Here is an 18,469-nt window from a genome sequence, read left to right on the forward strand (position 1 = left end):
CGTGCCGGCTTTCCTGTGGACAAGCGGATTTTCTCCACAGAAGCCGGATCAGGGGGTTGTCAGGAAGGCCGTGACTCCACTGGTGACGGCGGCTGCATAGTCCTGCTGACCGTCCGGGCTCGTCATGCGCGCTGCCTCGTCGGCATTTCGCATGTTGCCGAGTTCGACCAGAATCGACGGCCGCTGCGACAGATTGAGTCCCGTCAGATCGGCGCGTGGTGCCAACCCGTCGTCACCGATGTAGGTCGACGGGGTGAGGCCGGCGGTGACGAGTGAGTCGCGCATGGTTTCCGCAAAAGCCACGGACGGGCCAGCCTGAACCGAGTTCAGCGGGGGAGCGGAGTAGCAGACGTGGAAGCCTTCGGCCCCGGCCGCTGCGCCGTCCGCATGAATACTCACCACGACGTCGGCGCCGGAGGAATTGGCGGCTTCGGCGCGTGCGTCGACGCAAGATCCGACGCTGACGTCGTCCGGTCGACTCAGGACGACTGTGGCGCCTTGGCCTTCGAGTTCGCTCTTGACCAGGCTCGCGACTTCCCAGTTGAAGGTGTGTTCGGGGAACCCGGCGTCGGTGTTGGTGCCGGTGGTCTGGCAGTTCTTGGTGCCGCCGCGGCCAGTGGGGACCTGGGTGTTGATGCTGTCGTCGTTCGCTCCACTGTGCCCGGGATCGAGGAAGACGACCTTGCCGGTGAGGGCTGCGGGGATGTCAGCGGCAACAGTGCTGAGCGGAGACACCTCGACCGAAGTCGTGGCCTCGGCAGTCTCGGTGGGAATCGTGCACGCGGCGCTCAGCAGGCCGGCCCCGACTACGGCGATGAGGGCGGTGGAGCGGAACACACGTGATGCCATGTTTGACCCTCTTGACGGTTTTACGGTGTCTGACTGGTTCCGGCGCACCCGCTCACGGTAGCGCGCACCGACTACGCTGGTGGGGATAACTCTGTAGAAAGGACCGCTCGTGCAACCAGGTGGAGCACCCGACATGTCTGCTCTGTTGGCTCAGGCTCAGCAGATGCAGCAGCAATTGATGGCGGCGCAACAGGAAATGGCTCAGGCCGAAGTGACCGGTCAGGCCGGCGGCGGGCTGGTTGTCGCCACGGTCAAGGGCACCGGCGAGGTTGTCGGTCTGCAGATCGATCCCAAGGTCGTCGACCCCGAAGACGTCGAGACGCTGCAGGATCTGGTGATCGGCGCGATCGAGGATGCTTCGCGCAAGGCACAGGAAGTCGCTGCTGAGAAGCTCGGCCCGTTGGCTGGCGGACTCGGCGGAGGCCTTCCCGGTCTCCCCGGCTTCTAGAAACGAGAACGCGTGTACGAAGGTCCGGTTCAGGATCTGATCGACGAACTCGGGAAGCTTCCCGGAGTCGGGCCGAAGAGCGCTCAACGCATCGCTTTTCACCTGCTCTCCGTGGAGCCTCCCGAGATCGACCGTTTGAAAAATGCATTGCAGCGCATCCGTGACGGCGTTCAGTTCTGCACGGTGTGCGGAACTGTCTCCGATCAGGAGAAGTGCCGCATCTGCGCCGACGCACGTCGCGATCGCACGGTGATCTGCGTCGTGGAGGAACCGAAGGACGTCCAGGCCGTCGAGCGCACCCGTGAGTTCAAGGGTCGCTATCACGTGCTCGGCGGTGCGCTCAATCCGCTTTCGGGGATCGGGCCGGACCAGTTGCGTATCCGGGAGTTGTTGGCTCGCATCGCAAATCAGGAGGACGGCGTCGACGTGTCCGAGGTCATTATCGCCACCGACCCCAACACCGAGGGTGAGGCGACAGCTACCTATCTCGTTCGCATGATGCGAGACATTCCGGGGCTGACGGTGTCTCGGTTGGCTTCGGGTCTTCCGATGGGTGGCGATCTCGAATTCGCAGACGAGTTGACGCTGGGTCGCGCATTGTCCGGGCGTCGTGAATTGTCGCGGAACGCTTGATGAGCGGCACTGAGCAGGGGCAGCAAGTGCGTCGTACGTCCGAGCAGACGCGCGCGCAGATCATCGCGTCAGCCGGGAAAGCATTCGCGACTCGGCCGTACCGCGAAATCACGCTCAAGGACATTGCCGAAGACGCGGGCGTCAGTGCACCGCTGATCATCAAGTACTTCGGTTCCAAAGAGCAGTTGTACGACGAGTTGGTCGACTTCCGTGCAGCGGCCGTCACGGTGTTCGACGCACCGCACGACTCGCTCGGCGAGCGCATGGTCTCGCTGTTCACCAAGCCGCTGGAGTCGTACAAGCCACTGTCCATGAGCTTGTTGTTCATGAGCGGTGTCAGTGAAGAAAGCAACCGCAAGCTGCGCGAGAACTATTCGACGCAGATGATCGACACCCTCGCCGCTCGTCTCTCCGGTCCCGATGCCAGATTGCGCGCGGAACTGGCGATGTCGATGGTGGTCGGAGTGGCGATCATGCGCCGACGGATGATGGCCGGGCATGCCACCGGCACCCAGGACGAGGTGGTTGCGCTGTACGCACCACTCGTGCAAAAGCTCCTCGACGGGTGAGCGGCGTCACAATTCTTGCTTGGTAAATATCCGTTCACCTAATGTAGGTGAACGGATATTTACCTAGTGAGAACAGGCGGTGTGGGGTGACGACGCTCGACCGTCCGCCGGGTACTCCGACAGTCCCCGCCCCTGACGCGAGTCTTGCGCAGCCGCGCTCCCGCTTCCTCTTTCCCATCGTTGTCGCGGCCGCCGTGTTCCAAGCAGTCCTGCAAACCGTCATCGTTCCGCTGCTGCCGGAGCTGCCCCACTTCACGGGCGCCGGACGCACAGCAGTGTCCTGGCTGGTGACCGTCACGCTGCTGGTCGGCGCCGTCGTCACCCCCATCTTCGGCCGGCTCGCCGACATGTTCGGCAAGAAGAAGATGCTTCTCGTCGCCTTCTCGATGATGACTCTCGGCTCGATGTTGTGTGCGCTGTCCTCGGACATCGCGGTCCTTATCTTCGCGAGAGCGCTGCAAGGTGCCGGGTCGGCCGTCATCCCCATCGGAATCTCCATGCTGCGTGACGAATTGCCGCGCAACAAGGTCAACGGCGCAGTGGCCATGATGAGTTCGACGCTCGGCGTCGGAACGGCTTTGGGGATACCGTTTTCCGCGATGATCGCGCAGTACTCGAACTGGCACGTCCTGTTCTGGGTAACCACGGCCATCGGGCTGTCGGTGACTCTTGCTGCGGTGCTGTTCATTCGGGAGTCGCAGCCGAATCCGTCGGGGAGATTCGACGGCGTCGGCGCGGTCGGTCTGAGCGCCGCGATGATCGCTCTGCTTGTGCCGATCACGCAGGGATCGAGTTGGGGGTGGACCAGCGGCGCGGTGATCTCGATGCTGGCCGCGTCGGCGGTGCTGTTCACGCTTTGGGTAATTCAGCAGCGGCGCAACGTCAATCCGCTGGTCGACGTCCGTGCTCTCGTCAAGCGTGCGGTGTTGATCCCGCATCTGGCGGCTCTGCTGGTCGGGTTCGCATTCTTCGGGAACACGCTGATCACCACGCAACTGCTGCAGGGGATGAAGGGGCCGGGCGCCGGGTACGGCCTGTCGATCATCGCGGCGGCGCTCTGCCAGATTCCGGCCAGTATCGCGATGGTGCTGTTCTCTCCGGTTGCGGTGCGGATCACCGATCGCTTCGGTTCACGGACCGCGATGTTGACCGGTGCCGTATTCCTCGCCGGGGGCTACGGGATTCACGCAGTTGCGGGTAAGCCACTGTGGGGAGTGGTTGCGGCGCTCGGCATTACGGCAGTCGGGACAGCGATCGTGTACAGCACACTCTCACTGCTGATCCTGGTTGCCGTGCCACGTCAGCGACTGGCGGCAGCCAACGGGGTGAACTCGCTCCTACGGACGTCCGGAAGCACCATCTGCAGTGCGACGGTGGCGACCATCCTCGCCGCGTTCGTGATCAGCGGTTCGGAACATTCCACGTCGTGGACCGGATTCTCCGTCGCCTATCTGGTGTGCGCGGGTTGCGCGGTGGTCGTGTTCGCGGTGTCGATCCTGTTGCCGCAGGGACGAACCCCGAAACATCTGGATCTGCCGGATCTCGTCAGGCGACCCTGAATCCCGAGAGGAAGAGCGTGATCATCAGATCCGCGAACTCGTCGGTGGTGTATTTCTGGCGGTCCGGCCAATGCGTTGTCGACCACAGGGTGTCTCGTACCGATCGATAGAAAATCTCCGGGGCCACGTCTTGGCGGAAGATTCCCTGATCGACGCCTTCGGCAATCGCTTTCATCCAATGCTCGCGGACTTGGCGAGAAGGCCCGTCGACGGATTGCAGGAGATCGTTGTCGCGTAGATACGCCCGATCGTTCTGATAGATCGCAGTCGGGTGCGGGTGCAGTTCGATGACGATCAGCGTCTCGCGGATCAGGCCGCGCAGGACGTCCTCGGGGCCGGTTGCCGTTTTCTCGACCTGATCGAAGCGGAGCTGAATATCGGTGATGAAGCCGTGCATGAGCTCGGCAACTATCGCGTTCTTCGACTTGAAGTAGTGGTAAAGGCTGCCCGAGAACACGCCGGCGGCGTCGCCGATTTCGCGAACGGTCGTGGTCGCGACACCTTTCCTGGCAAACAGCTCGGCTGAGCTCTCCAGGATTTTCTCCCGACGATCTGGTGATGCCACTGAAATCTCCGCTGGTTGTCGGTCCTGCTCAGGGCAGGGTTTCGGGGGTGCCGGGCTGCCGGCGTCGGACGTAGCGCAATCCTGCCTGATGGCTCCGGCTCGAACCAATTCGTCGGTGAGATCGCGTGTTTCCACTTCCGGGTTCCTATGCTAGCTTCAGAATCAAGCGCTTGCTCAACTTTCGTTCACGGAGGATTTCAGTGCAGAGTCTGCAGACGCAATTTCCGAATTTCATCGGCACAGAGGCCGAACCAGCCCGGGTCGCTCGCTACGCGGTCAACGAGGCGATGATCCGCAACTGGGTCGAGGCGCACGACGACCGCAACCCGATCTACGTCGACGCAGAAGCTGCCCGCAGCGTGGGTCGTCGAGATGTCGTCTGCCCACCCGCCATGATCTCGACCTGGGTGATGGCGGGCTACCAACGCTATCGCCAGGTCCAACAGCTTCGTGCCGACGGAGTCTCCGAGGACTTCGCCTATTCACGACTGCTCGCGTTGTTGGACGAGGCCGGATACACCTCGGTCGTCGCGACCAACGTCGAGCAGGAGTATCTCGCGGAGCTGAGTCCCGGAGACCACGTCACCGCGCATTTCACCATCGAAGCGATCTCGCCGTTCAAACAGACGGCTCTCGGTCACGGGTGCTTCATCACTCTGTTCAAGAAGTACGTCGACCAGGGCGGAAAGACGCTGGTCGAAGAGCGTTTTCGATTGCTCAGGTTCAAACCAGATGCCCAGCCCGATACCCAGCTCGATGTCCAGGAGGTAATCGCATGAGCGAGACTGGCTCCCGCAACACCGCTGTTCCGAGACTCACCGTCACCGACGACAACGATTTCTTCTTCTCCGCGGCCAAAGAGGGTCGCCTCGAGATCCAACGGTGTGCGGATTGCAAGACACTGCGCCACCCACCCGCGCCCGCGTGCCCGGAATGCCGCTCGTTCAGTTGGGACACAGTCGAATCCACGCGGCGATGCACGTTGCACAGCTTCACGGTCATCCATCACCCGAAGGATCCTGCTTTCGAGTACCCACTCGCCGTCGGGCTCGTCGATCTCGAAGAAGGCACGCGTCTGGTTGCCGACATCGCGGGGATCGATCACGAGGAACTCGAATTCGGCATGGAACTCGAAGTGACCTTCTCCGAGCACGCTCACGGCGAGATGCTGCCGCAACTGAGGCGACGGGGTTCGGCGGAATGACGAAACTGATTGACTGCGAAGTGGGTTCGGTCCTCCCCAGCCTCGAATTGCCGTTGGATCGAACGCTGATCGTCGCCACCGCGATCTCCTCACAGGATTTCGAGGACGTGCATCACGATCCGGGCAAGGCGCAGGATCGTGGAACTCCCGACATCTTCATGAGCATCAACACCACCAACGGGCTCATCGACCGCTACATCACCGACTGGTCCGGCCCCGCATCACGGATCGTAAAAACATCACTACGGCTTGGTGTTCCGAACTTCCCCGGAGACACCATGACATTCACCGGCAAGGTCACCGCCACAGACGGCCGGGCGCTCACCGTGACGGTTATCGGGAAAAACGCCCGCGGAACACACGTGAGTGCCGACGTGACTCTCGAACCGGTGGAAAGGGTAATCGCATGACACGAGGATTTTCGAGGCAAGCAGCCATCGCCGGAATCGGCGCCACCGAGTTCTCCAAGAACTCCGGCCGCAGCGAATGGCAGTTGGCGTGCGAATCCGTGATCGCCGCACTCGACGACGCGCACATCGAGGCAGAAGAGGTGAACGGATTTGCGCTGTTCACCATGGAGAACAATCCCGAGATTGCGGTCGCACGCGCCCTCGGGATCCCGGAACTGACGTTCTTCAGCCGTATTCCACACGGCGGCGGCGGTGCCTGTGCACCGGTTCAACAAGCAGCGCTTGCCGTCTCCAGCGGAGTTGCCGACGTTGTGGTCGTCTACCGCGCCTTCAACGAAAGATCCGGCCACCGATTCGGCGCCGGGCCACCACCTTTTGCGTACAACGCGTCGACGGACCAGGAATACCGGAATTGGATCAACCCGTACGGGCTTCTGACGCCGGCGCAGCAGGAAGCCTTCCTGGCCAAGCTGTACATGCACAAGTACGGGGCAACCAGTGCCGACTTCGGCCAGATCTCGGTTCTTTCGCGCAAGCATGCGGCGAACAACCCCAAGGCCTGGTTCTACGAACGCCCGATCACCATCGAGGATCATCAGAACTCGCGCATGATCGCCGACCCCATCCGCCTGCTCGACTGCTGCCAGGAAAGTGACGGCGGACAGGCGCTGGTCATCGTCAGCGCGGAGCGCGCCCGCGATCTCCCTCATAAACCTGCGATCATCAGCGGTGCCGCGCAAGGTGTAGGTCCGCAACAGATTTCGATGAGCAGCTACTACCGAGACGGCATCGACAGTATGCCGGAAGTCGAACTGGTCGCGCGCCAACTGTGGGACCAGACCGGTATCGGGCCAGACGACATCGATGCCGCAATTCTCTACGACGCCTTCACTCCGATGGTTCTGCTTCAACTCGAGGAGTACGGATTCTGCGGACGGGGCGAGGCAAAGGACTTCATCGCCGACGGCAATCTCGAGCTGGACGGCCGCCTACCGATCAACACTCACGGAGGTCAACTCGGTGAGGGATACATCCACGGCGTCAACGGCATTGCCGAAGGCGTTCGTCTGATCCGCGGCACCTCCACCAACCAACCCACCAAAACTTTGGACAACGTGCTCGTGACCGGCGGTTCCCCCGTCCCGCACAGTGCACTCGTCCTCTCGGCAGATCGCTGAATCTGCCGCACACATTCGAGAAAGCAGGAACCATATGAGTGAGCGGATCACCTACGCCAGGGCCACCCACGGCGAGGAAGAAATACAGGCTGTTGTCGACGTCTTGCGCAGCGGGCATCAAGGACTGCGCATCGGCAAGAACGTCTTCGAGATGGAAGAGCGTATCGCGGCCTTGGCAGGCAAGAAGTTCGGCGTCATGTGCAACTCGGGATCCTCGGGTCTGTACTTGGCTGTCGAGTTGCTCGGACTTCCAGCCGGCAGCGAGGTCATCACATCGCCGTTGACGTTCTCCACCGACATCGCGCCGATCGTGCGTGCCGGTCTGGTGCCGGTGTTCGTGGACGTGGAACCCAATACGTTCAACGTCGACGTCACCAAGATCGAGGCCATGGTCACCGAGAAAACCGGCGCCATCCTGATGCCGAACCTGGCCGGCAACTGCCCGGACTGGGATGCCATCCGCGACATTGCAGATCGTCACGGACTCAAGGTGATCGAAGATTCGTGTGACGCGATCGGCGCCACGCTCCGCGGTACTCCGACCGGCTCTCGGGCGGACATTGCCGTCACCAGTTTCTCGATGGCACACATCATCACGTGCGCGGGAACCGGTGGAATGGTGTGCGTCGACGACGAAGCCAGCCGTGACAAGGCTCTGCTGCTCCGCCGCTGGGGTCGTCGTAGCGAGCCGAACCTGTTCGGCAGCACCAAGTCCGGCCGAGTCTTCCGTGAAGAACTCGACGGCGTCGACTACGACAACGATTTCATCTTCGAGCTCATGTCGTGGAACTTCGAGCCCTCCGAACTCGGCGCAGCCTACGGCGTTGTGCAGCTCGACAAACTGGAGGAGAACTACAAATCGCGCAAGGCTACGTTTGCTGCCTTCACGGCGGCGTATGGAGCTCATCCCGAATTTTTCACGACGCCGGTAGAACTCGACGGGCTCGATACAGCGTGGCTGTGCTACCCCGTGATGATCAACGAGAATGCACCCTTCTCACGCAGCGACCTGCAGGAAGCCATCGAGGCCGACGGCATCGACACACGAACTGTGTGGAGCGGCAACGTCACTCGTCACCCGATGATGCACAACATCGAATTCCGTCAGCCGGCCGAAGGATTGCCGGAAGCCGACGCGGTTTTTGCCCGAGGAATGACGCTCGGCATGAGCCATGGCCTGCGTGACGACGAAGTTGCTCGAATTGCGGAGAGCATCAATCGCTTCGCCTCGAAGTTCAAATAGCATGACGAGGCGTTTCGAGGGCCGCCGAGCGCTTGTCACCGGTTCCAGCCGCGGAATCGGTGCTGGCGTCGCAGAAAGGCTGGCAGCGGAAGGCGCTGACGTCGCTCTCGTGGCCCGGACGCTCGGTGCGCACGCAACCCTGCCTGGCAGTCTCGAGGAGACAGCCGCTCGAATTGCGAAGTACGGAAACAAAGTCGAGATCATTGTTGCGGACCTGACGGACGAGCAGCAGCGCGACACCGTTGTGCCGGCGGCAATCGAGAAGCTCGGCGGGACGATCGACATCCTGGTGAACAACGCGGCAGCAGCGATCTATCAACCGCTGTCGGACTACCCACTGCGTCGGCGACGTCTGATGTTCGAGGCCAATGTCCACGCACCGCTCGATCTGATGCAAGCCGTGGTGCCGGGGATGGTGGCAAACGGATACGGCTGGATCGTGAACGTGTCCAGCGGCACCGTCAAACCGTGGCAGGGCCCGCCGTTCACGTGGGTCGAACCGGGAACTGCCATGACCGTGTACGGCGCGTCCAAAGCAGCGCTCAACAGGATCAGCAACGGCATGGGCGTGGAACTCTACGGCCAGGGGGTGCGCGTCAACACGGTTCAACCGCGGGCAGCGGTGCTCAGTGAGGGCGCAAGAGTCCTGGTCGGTGAGACTATCCGGCCGGATCAGGTCGAATCTATGGAAGAAATGGTGGAAGCGGTCACCGCGCTGTGTGATTGCGACACCGAGTTCACCGCTCGCTCGTGCGTCAGCTTGAACCTGATCGACGAATGGGCCCTGACCGTGCGTGGTCTGGACGGCACAGCATTACCGGAGACAGCAGCATTACCGGAGACAGCAGCATTACGAACCGAGGAGTTGGCATGAAGCCCGTCATCGTGGACGCAGCACGAACGCCGTTCGGTAAGCGTGAGGGTTGGCTGTCCGGAGTCCATGCGGCCGAACTGTTGGGATATGCGCAGTCCGGTGTCCTGGATCGGGTGGGAGTCGATCCGAATGCGGTTGACCAGGTCATCGGCGGCTGTGTCACGCCGCTCGGCGAACAGTTCGGCAATATCGTTCGCACATCCTGGATGCATGCCGGCCTTCCCTTGAAGGCGGGTTGCACCACGATCGACGCTCAGTGCGGAACAGCGCAGCAGTCGGTGCAGTTGATGGCGGGTCAGATCGCCATCGGCGCCGTCGACGTGGGCGTTGCCTGCGGTGTGGAACTGATGTCGCGGGCACCGCTCACCTACAAGGTGGGTACCGGCCTCGGAACGCCGCGGCCGGAGTCGTGGTCACTCGATACCGTCGATCAGTACACCGCAGCAGACCGTATTGCCGTCAAACGTGGTTTCAGCCGCGAGGATCTTGATGCCTTCGGGTTGCGCTCGCAGCAGCGGGCAGCGGCAGCGTGGGACGCCGGCCGATTCGACTCGCACATCATCGACGTGTCGACCCCGGACTCGGATGTGGTGGTTCACCGAGATCAGGGACTTCGTGAGTCGAGCCTGGAAGGTCTCGCGAAACTGCGCACCGTTCAAGAGGGTGGACTACACACCGCTGGAACGTCTTCGCAGGTCTCGGACGGTGCGAGTGCGGCACTGCTGATGTCGGCAACTCGCGCTGAGGCGCTGGGCGTGCGCCCGCGGGCGCGGATTCTGGCGCAGTGCGTCATCGGCGGCGACACCGAGTTCATGCTCGACGGTCCCGTGGACGCAGCGTCCATCGTGTTGGAACGCACAGGCTTGACGATCGCCGATATCGATCTCTTCGAGGTCAACGAAGCGTTTGCCTCCGTGCCCATGTCCTTTGCACAAGTACACGGCGTCGACCCCGACTTGCTGAACGTCAACGGTGGCGCAATCGCACTGGGCCATCCGGCCGGTGCAACCGGAATCAGGCTGTTGGCCAATGTCATCGACGAACTGGAACGCCGAGACAAGTCCACCGCACTGATCGCGATCTGTGCGTCAGCCGCAACTACCTGTCTGATTCTCGAACGCATCTGACAAGAACCGAAGATTGAGGAACCTGCCATGGCACTGCCCCTGCTCGAAGATCACCGTGACCTGGCGGAAGCGGTAGCCGCATTCGCGAACCGCTTTGGTGGCATCGCGGACACGCGCAGCGACGTCAAGCGCTACGTCGCCGGGGATCGGCTGGACTCCTGGGATGGATTGGTCCGTCAGGGCCTGCACGCAGTGCACCTGCCCGAGCAATACGGCGGTGACGGGGCAGGACTTGCCGAACTGGCTGTGGTAGTCGAGCAATTGGGTGATGCGCTCTATCCGGGACCGTACGTTCCCACGGTCATCGCCAGTGGGATCCTTGCAACAGCCACTGGCTCGGCCGCGGAGACAATGCTGACCGAATTGGCCACCGGTGCAACCGGAGCAGTCTGCACCGGCGCGGGATTGCGCGCGGCTCGCGGCGATGCCGGGTGGACGGTGAGCGGTTCTGCCGACCCCGCCCTGGGTTTGCCGGGAGCCGATGTCGTTCTCGTGCAGGCAAACAGCGAAGACAGTGAGTTGTGGTTCCGGCTCGAGCCGTCGCCTTCCGCTGCGGTGGAGGTCGAAGACGGAGTGGATCTGACACGGTCGATCGGAACACTGACGTTGACCGATCACCAGGTCGACGCTGAGCTGATCGTCGACGGACTCCAGACGCACCGAGTCGAACTGATCGTCAACACGGTGTTGGCTGCGGAGGCAAGCGGTATCGCCGGGTGGGCGCTACGCACCGCGGTCGACTATGTGAAGTCCCGTCAGCAGTTCGGTCGTCCGGTCGGAAGCTTCCAGGCAGTCCAGCACAAGGCAGCCATGATGCTGGTCCGCTCCGAGATTGCCTGCGCCGCAGCGTGGGATGCGGCTCGATCCGAGGACCACGACGAGGATCAGCAGAAACTTGTCTCGGCTCAAGCCGCGTTGGCTGCACTGCCCGTCGGCATCGAAAACGCCCTCGAATGTGTGACGTTGCTCGGCGGAATCGGATTCACCTGGGAGCACGACGCCCATCTGTACTGGCGCCGGGCGATCAGTATTGCGGCGCTGGCAGGATCCGAGGTGAAGTGGGCACACGCCTTGGGCGGCCGGTCTGCCGATTCGGTCCGCGACTTCTCCTTTGTCGACCCGGACATGCTGCCGGAGTTGCGAGAGCAGGTTCGAAGGGTTCTGGACGAAGTTGCGCTGCTGCCGGACGACGGAACCACCAGCGCGAGTTGGGCGCCGGCCAAGGGGAGCGCTCGACGCGCCCGATTTGCCGACGCCAAACTGGTAGCCCCGCACTATCGGGCGCCGTACGGTTTGGGGGCCGGACTGAGGGAACAAGCCGTCATCGCACACGAATTCGCGATGCGAGGTTGGGCTCAACCGTCCACGGTGATCGGAGAATGGGTACTGCCCACGATCCTCGAACACGGCAACGCCGAGCAACAGGACAGGTTTGTCGAGCCTTCGCTGCGAGCCGACATCATCTGGTGCCAGCTCTTCAGTGAGCCGGGCGCGGGATCAGACCTGGCCGGTCTGAGTACCAAAGCCCGCAAGGTCGACGGTGGCTGGGTTCTCTCGGGTCAGAAAGTATGGAACTCGGGTGCGCACGAGGCGGATTGGGGAGTCTGCCTGGCACGTTCCGACGCGGACGCTCCGAAACATCGTGGGCTGTCGTACTTCCTGGTCGACATGACTTCGAAAGGCATCGACGTACGTCCACTCAAGCAAGCCACCGGTAAGTCGGAGTTCAATGAGGTATTTCTCGACGACGTGTTCGTGCCGGACGACTGTCTGGTCGCGGAACCTGGACAGGGCTGGAAGTTGGCTGCGACAACACTGTCCAACGAGCGTCTGAGCATGGGCAGCACACTTCACCACGGTTCGAGCGATCAATTCCGTCAGGTGATTGCCGATGCGAGCCACGACTGCCCCCGCGAGGACGCGGTGGAAGGCCTCGGCCGCAGTATCTCTCGTGAACTGGCGCTGTCCGCGATGAATCTGCGCGGAGTGTCGGCGCGACTGGCGGGTCAGGAACCGGGCGCCGAGATCAGCGTCTCGAAGGTGTACAACGCCCTGGCGCAACGCGAGGGCTCGCGGGACCTGCTGCGTCTGCTCGGACCGCGCGCCGCCGTTGTCGATCCGGCAGCGAACTACGCGATAGACCACATCGGACTGCCCTCGATTCTGTTCGGCGGCGGAACCGTCGAAATTCAACTCAACGTCATCGCGCAGCGCGTACTCGGCCTGCCGCGTTCGTAGATCTTAGGAGCTTCACCATGTATTTGGATTTGTCGGAGGAGTCGAAGACTCTGCGCAAGGAATTGCGCGCGTACTTCGCGGAGATCATCAACGAGGAAGATCGTCGTGCTCTCGTGGATCAGACCGAAGGCGGCCCCGTCTTCGATCGCATCCTGCGCCGGATGGGTAAAGACGGTTGGCTGGGCTTGGGGTGGCCGGAGGAATTCGGCGGCCGGGGTGAGAACCCCGAAGCTCTGTACGTGTTCTACGACGAGGTGATCCGGGCGAATGCACCGCTGTCACTGGTGACGCTGAACACCGTCGGACCCGCTCTGATCAAGCACGGAACGCAAGCTCAGAAAGACTTCTTCCTACGGCCGATCCTGGCGGGCGAGTTGATCTTTGCCATCGGCTACACCGAACCCAATGCGGGCACGGATCTCGCAGCACTCGAAACACGGGCCCGCATCGAGGGCGACGAGCTTGTCATCAACGGCAACAAGATCTTCACCAGTGCCGGTGTGTTTGCCGACTGGGTCTGGCTTGCCGTTCGTACCGATCCTGACGCGCCGACGCATCAGGGCATTTCCGTGGTCCTGGTGCCGACCAGCTCGCCGGGTTTCTCGGTAACCGAAATCCACACCGTGGGCGGAATCAGCACTTCGGCAACCTATTACGAAGATGTTCGGGTACCGATCACCAATGTCGTCGGTGAGCTCAATCAAGGGTGGAAGCTCATCACCAACCAGCTCAACCACGAACGTGTGGCCCTGGCCGCACGCGGCGGCATCGCCAACGAGCTCTTTGCCGAGGTGGTCGAATGGGCAAAGACCGAACCCGCCGGTGACGGCCACGTCTACGACATCGGTTGGGTACGTGAGAAATTGGCAGAGGTCTACGCGCTGCTCAGTGCTGCCGACCTGATGAATCTGCGACTGGTGGCGGACGTCGCTGCCAACACGTTGGGCGGTGGCGATTCGGCTGCGGCCAAGATCTTCGGCACCGAAGCCGTCGTCAGTGCTTACGGCATGCTGCAGGAAGTGCTGGGCGCCAAGGGATTGCTGCGCCCCGGCTCGCCAGGAGCGGTGCTCGAAGGCCGGGTCGAGAACCTGGGCCGACGCGCACAGAACAACACCTTCGGTGGCGGTACCAACGAAGTGATGCGTGAAATCGTTGCAGCCAAGTGCCTGGGCATGGCGCTTGCTGCGCGTCGACGGCCCGCTGTACAGAACGAAAAGAGCTGACATGGAATTCGAATTCGACGACAATTTATCCGCCGTACGGGATCTGAGTGACTCGATCTTTGCGGCGAAGTCCGGTGTGGACCGACTCCGGGAAGTGGAGGGCGCCGGCGGTTTCGACGCCGAACTGTGGAAGCTCCTCGCTGACTCCGACGTGCTGGGAATCGCTCTGCCGGAAGAGGTCGGGGGAGCGGGTCTCGGAATGCTCGGTCTGGCAGCGGTGCTGGAACAACAGGGTCGCCGGGTCGCCCAGGTCCCGCTCTGGTCGGTGGTGTCCACGGCGGCGCTGCCGATCGCGGAGTTCGGCAGCTCGGAGCAGAAAGCGTCGTGGCTTCCGGGACTGCTCGACGGCTCGGTGATCGTCACAGGTGCCTTCGACACCGGCTACAACGCCGAGACGGCAGTTCGCGCCGAGCCGGCGCCTGACGGTTGGGTTCTGTCCGGACGCGTCGACTCCGTACCGGCCGCCGAGTTCGCCGCCGCACTGGTTGTTCCGGTGACGATGCCGGACGGCAGTGTCACCGTCATGATCGTGCCGACGGACCGGGACGCGCTGGTGCGTACACCGCTTGCGGTGACGAACCGCGAGAGCAACAGCGCTGTGCAGTTCGACGGGGTTGCCGTCAGTGCAGCCGACGCACTTCCCGCAGACGGCACGGTAGTTCGAGACTGGACGTTGCGGCGTGCACGGGTGGCGCTGGCGGCCCTGGCCACCGGCGTCTGCGAGGAAGCGCTGGCGATGACGGCGAAATACACCTCGGAGCGAGTGCAGTTCGGCCGTCCGCTCTCGACCAATCAGGCAGTGGCAGTCCGGGCCGCCGACGCGTACCTCGACACCGAGAGCACAAGATTGACCACCCACCGCGCTGCCTGGTTGATGGACAGCGGAGTTGAGAGTGAAGCGGAAGCGGCTGCGCTGGTCGCCAAATGGTGGGCCTCGCGCGGCGGTTTGCGCGTCGTGCACGCGACCCAGCACCTGCACGGCGGGATGGGCGCGGATGTCGACTACCCGATTCACCGCTACTTCCTGTGGGGACGCCAGATCGCCTTCACCTTGGGGAGCGCGGGGGCGATAGGCGCCGAACTCGCCGATCAGCTGGAGATCCGCGCTCAGATCGGGGCGTCGGCGTGAATATCTGAGACATCGGGTTCCAGTCACAGGCAGCGCGTCGGCAATCATCGCGCTACTCTGCCCTTCGTGAATCGCACCAGTTCGTTCATCAGGCCGTTGGTTCCGCGGGATCCGCACGAGCCGCATCGGGTGGCGACGCCGCTCGAACTGCTCACCGACCTCTGCTTCGTCGTGGCGGTCGCTCAAGCGGCCACCGGTCTGCACCATGCGATCAGCGAAGGGCACGCGGCCTCGGGCGTCGGACACTTCGCGATGGCGTTCTTCGCGATCTGGTGGACGTGGCTGAACTTCACGTGGTTCACCTCGGCGTACGACAACGACGACGGAATTGCCCGCCTGCTGACCATCTTCCAGATCCTCGGGTCGCTGGTTCTTGCCGCGGGCATCGTCCGCTTCTTCAACGACGACGCCCTGCTGATCATCGTCGGCTACGTCATCATGCGAATAGCTCTGGTCATCCAATGGCTCAGGGTTTCGCGGAACGACCCGGAACACGCGCTGACGGCTCGTCGATACGCTCTCGGAATCGTTCTGGTCCAACTCGGTTGGATCGGTTTCTACTTCGTGCCCTCCGCCATCTACGTTCCGACGTTCCTGGTGTTGGTTCTGTGCGAGTTCGCGGTTCCGATCTGGTCCGAGAAGCCGGGCATGACGCCGTGGCACCCGCATCACATCGCGGAGCGGTACTCGTTGTTCTTCATCATCGTTCTGGGCGAGACGATCCTCTCGACCACCATCGCAATTCAGGACGCGGTCGACGGTGAGCATCCGGCAGCGCAGGTCACCTACGTCGTAATCGGCGGCATCCTGATCGTCTTCAGCCTGTGGTGGTTGTACTTCCAACGCAATGCCGGCGAAGTGATCGGCGGTGACAACGTCTCACCCTTCGTCTGGGGGTTCGGTCACTACTTCATCTTCGCGGCCGCTGCCGCCATCGGTGCAGGATTGGCCTCACGCGTCGACTTCTGGACTCATCACGGCGACGGCAGCGCGTTGGTGACGGGTGCCGCCGTCACCGTTCCGGTCGCGGTCATCCTCGCGGCCTTGTGGTTCATCCACATTCGACTGCACGACTCGTCGGTACGCACTCTCGCACCGTTCTCGGTCGCGATAATCGTCGTCCTCGGCGGTACCTACACCGCAGTGCCCGAACTGGTCGCGGGACTGGCCTGCGCCGCGCTGTTGGCCGTGGAACTGATCCTGACCGAGGGCAAATCCGAAACCGTCTGAGCTGGCTCAGCGAATCGCGAGTCGTTCCTTGCGGAGCTTGTCGACCTCGGGCAGATGCAGGGGTTCCAGCTCGTTCACACCCAGGGCGCGCATGAGCAGGAGGTCCGCGAGTTCGGGGTTGCGAGCCAAAGCGGGTCCGTGCATGTACGTCCCGATCACCGAACCCTGCACGACGCCTTCGAATCCGTCGCCGACGCCGTTTCCGACACCATGGGTGACCCGCGCAAATCCGGAGGCCGAGCTGCCCAGAGTTGTTCCGCCGCGGTGGTTCTCGAACCCCGAGAGGGGCGCGGTGAGTCCGTCGATCAGCGGCTTCGTGATGACTTCGCCGATGGAGCGCTTCTCTTGCGGTGAGGTCGTGACGTCGAGCATCGAGACACCTTCGACTCGTTCGCCGCTGGAGGTTTCGTACCAGTTGCCGAGCACCTGAATGGCAGCGCAGATCGCCAGGACCGGTGCGCCACGCTCGGCGGCACGTTGCAGGCCAGGGTATTTCGCGAGGTGACGCGTTGCGAGTCGCTGAGCGGAATCCTCGGCGCCACCCAACGTGTACACGTCGAGCGAATCGGGGACCGGATCGCTGAGGGTGATGTCCACGATCTCGGCGTCGTAGCCGCGCATCCGCAGACGCTGACGCAGGATCAGGGCATTGCCGCCGTCGCCGTAGGTGCCCATGACGTCGGGGAGAACCAGTCCGATGCGAATTGTCGAGTCAGACATTGCGAGACTCCTTCGCGATGGCGGTGTTGAGGTCGCGGAAGGCCGTGTAGTTCGCCAGTACCTCCACACGTCCGGGAGGGCAGGAAGCTATGGCGCGCAACGGGTCCGGGTCGAGAGTGTGCTCGACGCCCGCGTACGTGAGGCGAACTGCCAGATCGGTTCCGCGTTCGCCGGCGGCCACTACCTTGACGCCTTCGAAGTGCTCGAACTTCACGTCCCACAGCCATGAGAGGTCTTCGCCGTCCGGCACCTGACCGTTCACCGCGATCACGAGTCCGTCCACCGTGGGGTCGATCATCGACAGCGCTTCCTGCCACCCCGCGGGATTCTTCGCGAGCAGCATGTGAACGGAGTGCGGTCCGACCTCGACGGTGCTGTACCGACCGGCGACTTCCTGGACCGTCGACGCGGCGGCAACTGCCCCGACCGGATCTGCGCCCAAAGCCGCTGCTGCCGCTACGGCCTGAGCTGCGTTACCGCGGTTGGCTTTTCCGGGGAGGGTCAACGTCATCGGAATCTTCAGGCCGTCGGGGCCGTAGAGATTGTCGTCGTCGAGCCACCAGGTCGGCTCGGGCCGCGCGAAGTCGGAACCGGTACTGCGCCAGTGCTTTCCCTCCCACACGATGGGTTCGCCGGTGCGCGGGCAGCTGACGGAATCGCCGGCCCAGCCGCCGCCGGCCGCAACCCACACGACGTTGGCGGCGTCGTATGCCACGGAGGTGACCAGTACGTCATCGCAGTTGGCGACGATCACCGCATTCGGATGCGCGTTGACGCACGCGCGCAGTTTCCGTTCGATCATGTTGATCTCGCCGACCCGGTCGAGCTGATCGCGGCTGAGGTTGAGGAGCACGATCACTTCCGGGTTCACGGCGTCGGCTACGTGGGGGACGTGCAGTTCGTCGACCTCGAGTGCCGCCAGCGTCGCATCGGTACGCGCTGCCAGAGCGGCAACGATCCCGGCATCCATGTTGGCGCCGTCGGCCTGGGTCGCGACGTCACCGAGTGTCGCGAGAGCTGCAGCGGTCATACGCGTGGTCGTCGACTTGCCGTTGGTGCCGGTGACCACGACGGTGCGCTTGCCGCGTCCGAGCTGAGTCATGAGCGTCGGGTCGATCTTGAGAGCGATCAGCCCGCCGATCATCGAACCCTTGCCGCGACCGGCCTTCTGCGATGCCCAAGATGCTGCTGCGGCAGCTCGCATGGCGAGCTTTCCGCGCACTGTGATCGATAGTCCAGTTCCCACGGCCCGAGTTTGGCACAGGGCGTC

General features: G+C 62.9%; 19 protein-coding genes. 15 read left to right on the top strand and 4 right to left on the bottom strand.

Annotation, left to right across the window (positions count from 1 at the left end; translation table 11 throughout):
• Window positions 1-48: 48 nt before the first annotated feature.
• The gene (locus tag ACFQ6H_RS01750) at window positions 49-849 is read right to left on the bottom strand and encodes an Rv3717 family N-acetylmuramoyl-L-alanine amidase (protein ID WP_378536940.1); all 801 of its coding nucleotides are present in this window, start codon (window positions 847-849) and stop codon (window positions 49-51) included.
• Window positions 850-958: 109 nt separating this feature from the next.
• On the opposite strand from ACFQ6H_RS01750, the gene ACFQ6H_RS01755 reads away from it, so the two are divergent.
• The 4 genes from ACFQ6H_RS01755 to ACFQ6H_RS01770 all read left to right on the top strand — a co-directional run bounded on the left by ACFQ6H_RS01755 (window position 959) and on the right by ACFQ6H_RS01770 (window position 4,058).
• Window positions 959-1,297: a YbaB/EbfC family nucleoid-associated protein gene (locus tag ACFQ6H_RS01755; protein ID WP_003943929.1), complete on the top strand. Its 339-nt coding sequence runs from the start codon at window positions 959-961 to the stop codon at window positions 1,295-1,297.
• Between the two features lie 12 nt (window positions 1,298-1,309).
• Complete coding sequence (recR, locus tag ACFQ6H_RS01760) at window positions 1,310-1,930, top strand: recombination mediator RecR (RefSeq protein ID WP_003943917.1); 621 nt, start codon at window positions 1,310-1,312, stop codon at window positions 1,928-1,930.
• A complete protein-coding gene (locus tag ACFQ6H_RS01765; protein WP_378643186.1) occupies window positions 1,930-2,499 on the top strand; it encodes a TetR/AcrR family transcriptional regulator in 570 nt (189 codons plus the stop codon). Before recR ends, ACFQ6H_RS01765 begins: the two co-directional genes overlap by 1 nt.
• An 86-nt stretch (window positions 2,500-2,585) precedes the next feature.
• Entirely contained in the window at window positions 2,586-4,058 is a 1,473-nt protein-coding gene (locus tag ACFQ6H_RS01770; protein WP_378643190.1) for an MFS transporter, read from the top strand.
• Here the strand turns inward: ACFQ6H_RS01770 and ACFQ6H_RS01775 are convergent.
• Entirely contained in the window at window positions 4,045-4,758 is a 714-nt protein-coding gene (locus ACFQ6H_RS01775; RefSeq protein WP_378643194.1) for a TetR/AcrR family transcriptional regulator, read from the bottom strand. The genes ACFQ6H_RS01770 and ACFQ6H_RS01775 overlap by 14 nt on opposite strands.
• A 65-nt stretch (window positions 4,759-4,823) precedes the next feature.
• Here ACFQ6H_RS01775 and ACFQ6H_RS01780 point away from each other — a divergent pair, with 65 nt between their 5' ends.
• From ACFQ6H_RS01780 to ACFQ6H_RS01830, 11 genes are all read left to right on the top strand, one after another.
• Window positions 4,824-5,402 carry a MaoC family dehydratase N-terminal domain-containing protein gene (locus ACFQ6H_RS01780; protein WP_378643198.1) on the top strand — a complete coding sequence of 193 codons (579 nt, stop codon included), beginning with the start codon at window positions 4,824-4,826 and terminating at the stop codon, window positions 5,400-5,402.
• Window positions 5,399-5,827: a Zn-ribbon domain-containing OB-fold protein gene (locus ACFQ6H_RS01785; RefSeq protein WP_378445672.1), complete on the top strand. Its 429-nt coding sequence runs from the start codon at window positions 5,399-5,401 to the stop codon at window positions 5,825-5,827. Before ACFQ6H_RS01780 ends, ACFQ6H_RS01785 begins: the two co-directional genes overlap by 4 nt.
• Window positions 5,824-6,237 (top strand): acyl dehydratase, encoded by a 414-nt coding sequence (locus ACFQ6H_RS01790; RefSeq protein ID WP_378536956.1) that lies wholly within the window; start codon window positions 5,824-5,826, stop codon window positions 6,235-6,237. Before ACFQ6H_RS01785 ends, ACFQ6H_RS01790 begins: the two co-directional genes overlap by 4 nt.
• The gene (locus ACFQ6H_RS01795; protein WP_378643202.1) at window positions 6,234-7,415 is read left to right on the top strand and encodes a lipid-transfer protein; all 1,182 of its coding nucleotides are present in this window, start codon (window positions 6,234-6,236) and stop codon (window positions 7,413-7,415) included. The genes ACFQ6H_RS01790 and ACFQ6H_RS01795 overlap by 4 nt, the downstream gene beginning before the upstream one ends.
• 34 nt (window positions 7,416-7,449) lie before the next feature.
• Window positions 7,450-8,658, top strand: coding sequence for a DegT/DnrJ/EryC1/StrS family aminotransferase (locus ACFQ6H_RS01800; protein ID WP_378643206.1), 1,209 nt, complete (start codon window positions 7,450-7,452; stop codon window positions 8,656-8,658).
• A 1-nt stretch (window position 8,659) separates the two neighbouring features.
• Complete coding sequence (locus ACFQ6H_RS01805) at window positions 8,660-9,532, top strand: SDR family NAD(P)-dependent oxidoreductase (RefSeq protein WP_378643210.1); 873 nt, start codon at window positions 8,660-8,662, stop codon at window positions 9,530-9,532.
• Window positions 9,529-10,659, top strand: coding sequence for a steroid 3-ketoacyl-CoA thiolase (locus tag ACFQ6H_RS01810; RefSeq protein WP_378643214.1), 1,131 nt, complete (start codon window positions 9,529-9,531; stop codon window positions 10,657-10,659). The genes ACFQ6H_RS01805 and ACFQ6H_RS01810 overlap by 4 nt, the downstream gene beginning before the upstream one ends.
• Window positions 10,660-10,686: 27 nt before the next feature.
• Complete coding sequence (locus tag ACFQ6H_RS01815; protein WP_378643218.1) at window positions 10,687-12,897, top strand: acyl-CoA dehydrogenase; 2,211 nt, start codon at window positions 10,687-10,689, stop codon at window positions 12,895-12,897.
• 17 nt (window positions 12,898-12,914) lie between these two features.
• The gene (locus tag ACFQ6H_RS01820; protein WP_378536976.1) at window positions 12,915-14,120 is read left to right on the top strand and encodes an acyl-CoA dehydrogenase family protein; all 1,206 of its coding nucleotides are present in this window, start codon (window positions 12,915-12,917) and stop codon (window positions 14,118-14,120) included.
• A gap of 1 nt (window position 14,121) precedes the next feature.
• The gene (locus ACFQ6H_RS01825) at window positions 14,122-15,249 is read left to right on the top strand and encodes an acyl-CoA dehydrogenase family protein (RefSeq protein ID WP_378536980.1); all 1,128 of its coding nucleotides are present in this window, start codon (window positions 14,122-14,124) and stop codon (window positions 15,247-15,249) included.
• A gap of 66 nt (window positions 15,250-15,315) precedes the next feature.
• Window positions 15,316-16,479: a low temperature requirement protein A gene (locus ACFQ6H_RS01830; RefSeq protein ID WP_378536983.1), complete on the top strand. Its 1,164-nt coding sequence runs from the start codon at window positions 15,316-15,318 to the stop codon at window positions 16,477-16,479.
• Window positions 16,480-16,485: 6 nt separating this feature from the next.
• On the opposite strand, the gene ACFQ6H_RS01835 is transcribed toward ACFQ6H_RS01830, so the two are convergent.
• The gene (locus ACFQ6H_RS01835; RefSeq protein ID WP_378536986.1) at window positions 16,486-17,199 is read right to left on the bottom strand and encodes a type 1 glutamine amidotransferase; all 714 of its coding nucleotides are present in this window, start codon (window positions 17,197-17,199) and stop codon (window positions 16,486-16,488) included.
• Window positions 17,192-18,445, bottom strand: coding sequence for a MurT ligase domain-containing protein (locus ACFQ6H_RS01840; RefSeq protein ID WP_283310271.1), 1,254 nt, complete (start codon window positions 18,443-18,445; stop codon window positions 17,192-17,194). The genes ACFQ6H_RS01835 and ACFQ6H_RS01840 overlap by 8 nt, the downstream gene beginning before the upstream one ends.
• Window positions 18,446-18,469: the final 24 nt, after the last annotated feature.

The organism is Rhodococcus sp. NPDC056506 (genome assembly GCF_042794945.1).
Classification (GTDB): Bacteria; Actinomycetota; Actinomycetes; order Mycobacteriales; family Mycobacteriaceae; genus Rhodococcus_F.

What these genes read in the sequence shown, in the direction of transcription:
- ACFQ6H_RS01750 (WP_378536940.1), bottom strand. Translation starts at nt 849, where the DNA reads ATGGCATCACGTGTGTTCCGCTCCACCGCCCTCATCGCCGTAGTCGGG.
- ACFQ6H_RS01765 (WP_378643186.1), top strand. Translation starts at nt 1,930, where the DNA reads ATGAGCGGCACTGAGCAGGGGCAGCAAGTGCGTCGTACGTCCGAGCAG.
- ACFQ6H_RS01785 (WP_378445672.1), top strand. Translation starts at nt 5,399, where the DNA reads ATGAGCGAGACTGGCTCCCGCAACACCGCTGTTCCGAGACTCACCGTC.
- ACFQ6H_RS01790 (WP_378536956.1), top strand. Translation starts at nt 5,824, where the DNA reads ATGACGAAACTGATTGACTGCGAAGTGGGTTCGGTCCTCCCCAGCCTC.
- ACFQ6H_RS01795 (WP_378643202.1), top strand. Translation starts at nt 6,234, where the DNA reads ATGACACGAGGATTTTCGAGGCAAGCAGCCATCGCCGGAATCGGCGCC.
- ACFQ6H_RS01800 (WP_378643206.1), top strand. Translation starts at nt 7,450, where the DNA reads ATGAGTGAGCGGATCACCTACGCCAGGGCCACCCACGGCGAGGAAGAA.
- ACFQ6H_RS01805 (WP_378643210.1), top strand. Translation starts at nt 8,660, where the DNA reads ATGACGAGGCGTTTCGAGGGCCGCCGAGCGCTTGTCACCGGTTCCAGC.
- ACFQ6H_RS01810 (WP_378643214.1), top strand. Translation starts at nt 9,529, where the DNA reads ATGAAGCCCGTCATCGTGGACGCAGCACGAACGCCGTTCGGTAAGCGT.
- ACFQ6H_RS01815 (WP_378643218.1), top strand. Translation starts at nt 10,687, where the DNA reads ATGGCACTGCCCCTGCTCGAAGATCACCGTGACCTGGCGGAAGCGGTA.
- ACFQ6H_RS01820 (WP_378536976.1), top strand. Translation starts at nt 12,915, where the DNA reads ATGTATTTGGATTTGTCGGAGGAGTCGAAGACTCTGCGCAAGGAATTG.
- ACFQ6H_RS01825 (WP_378536980.1), top strand. Translation starts at nt 14,122, where the DNA reads ATGGAATTCGAATTCGACGACAATTTATCCGCCGTACGGGATCTGAGT.
- ACFQ6H_RS01835 (WP_378536986.1), bottom strand. Translation starts at nt 17,199, where the DNA reads ATGTCTGACTCGACAATTCGCATCGGACTGGTTCTCCCCGACGTCATG.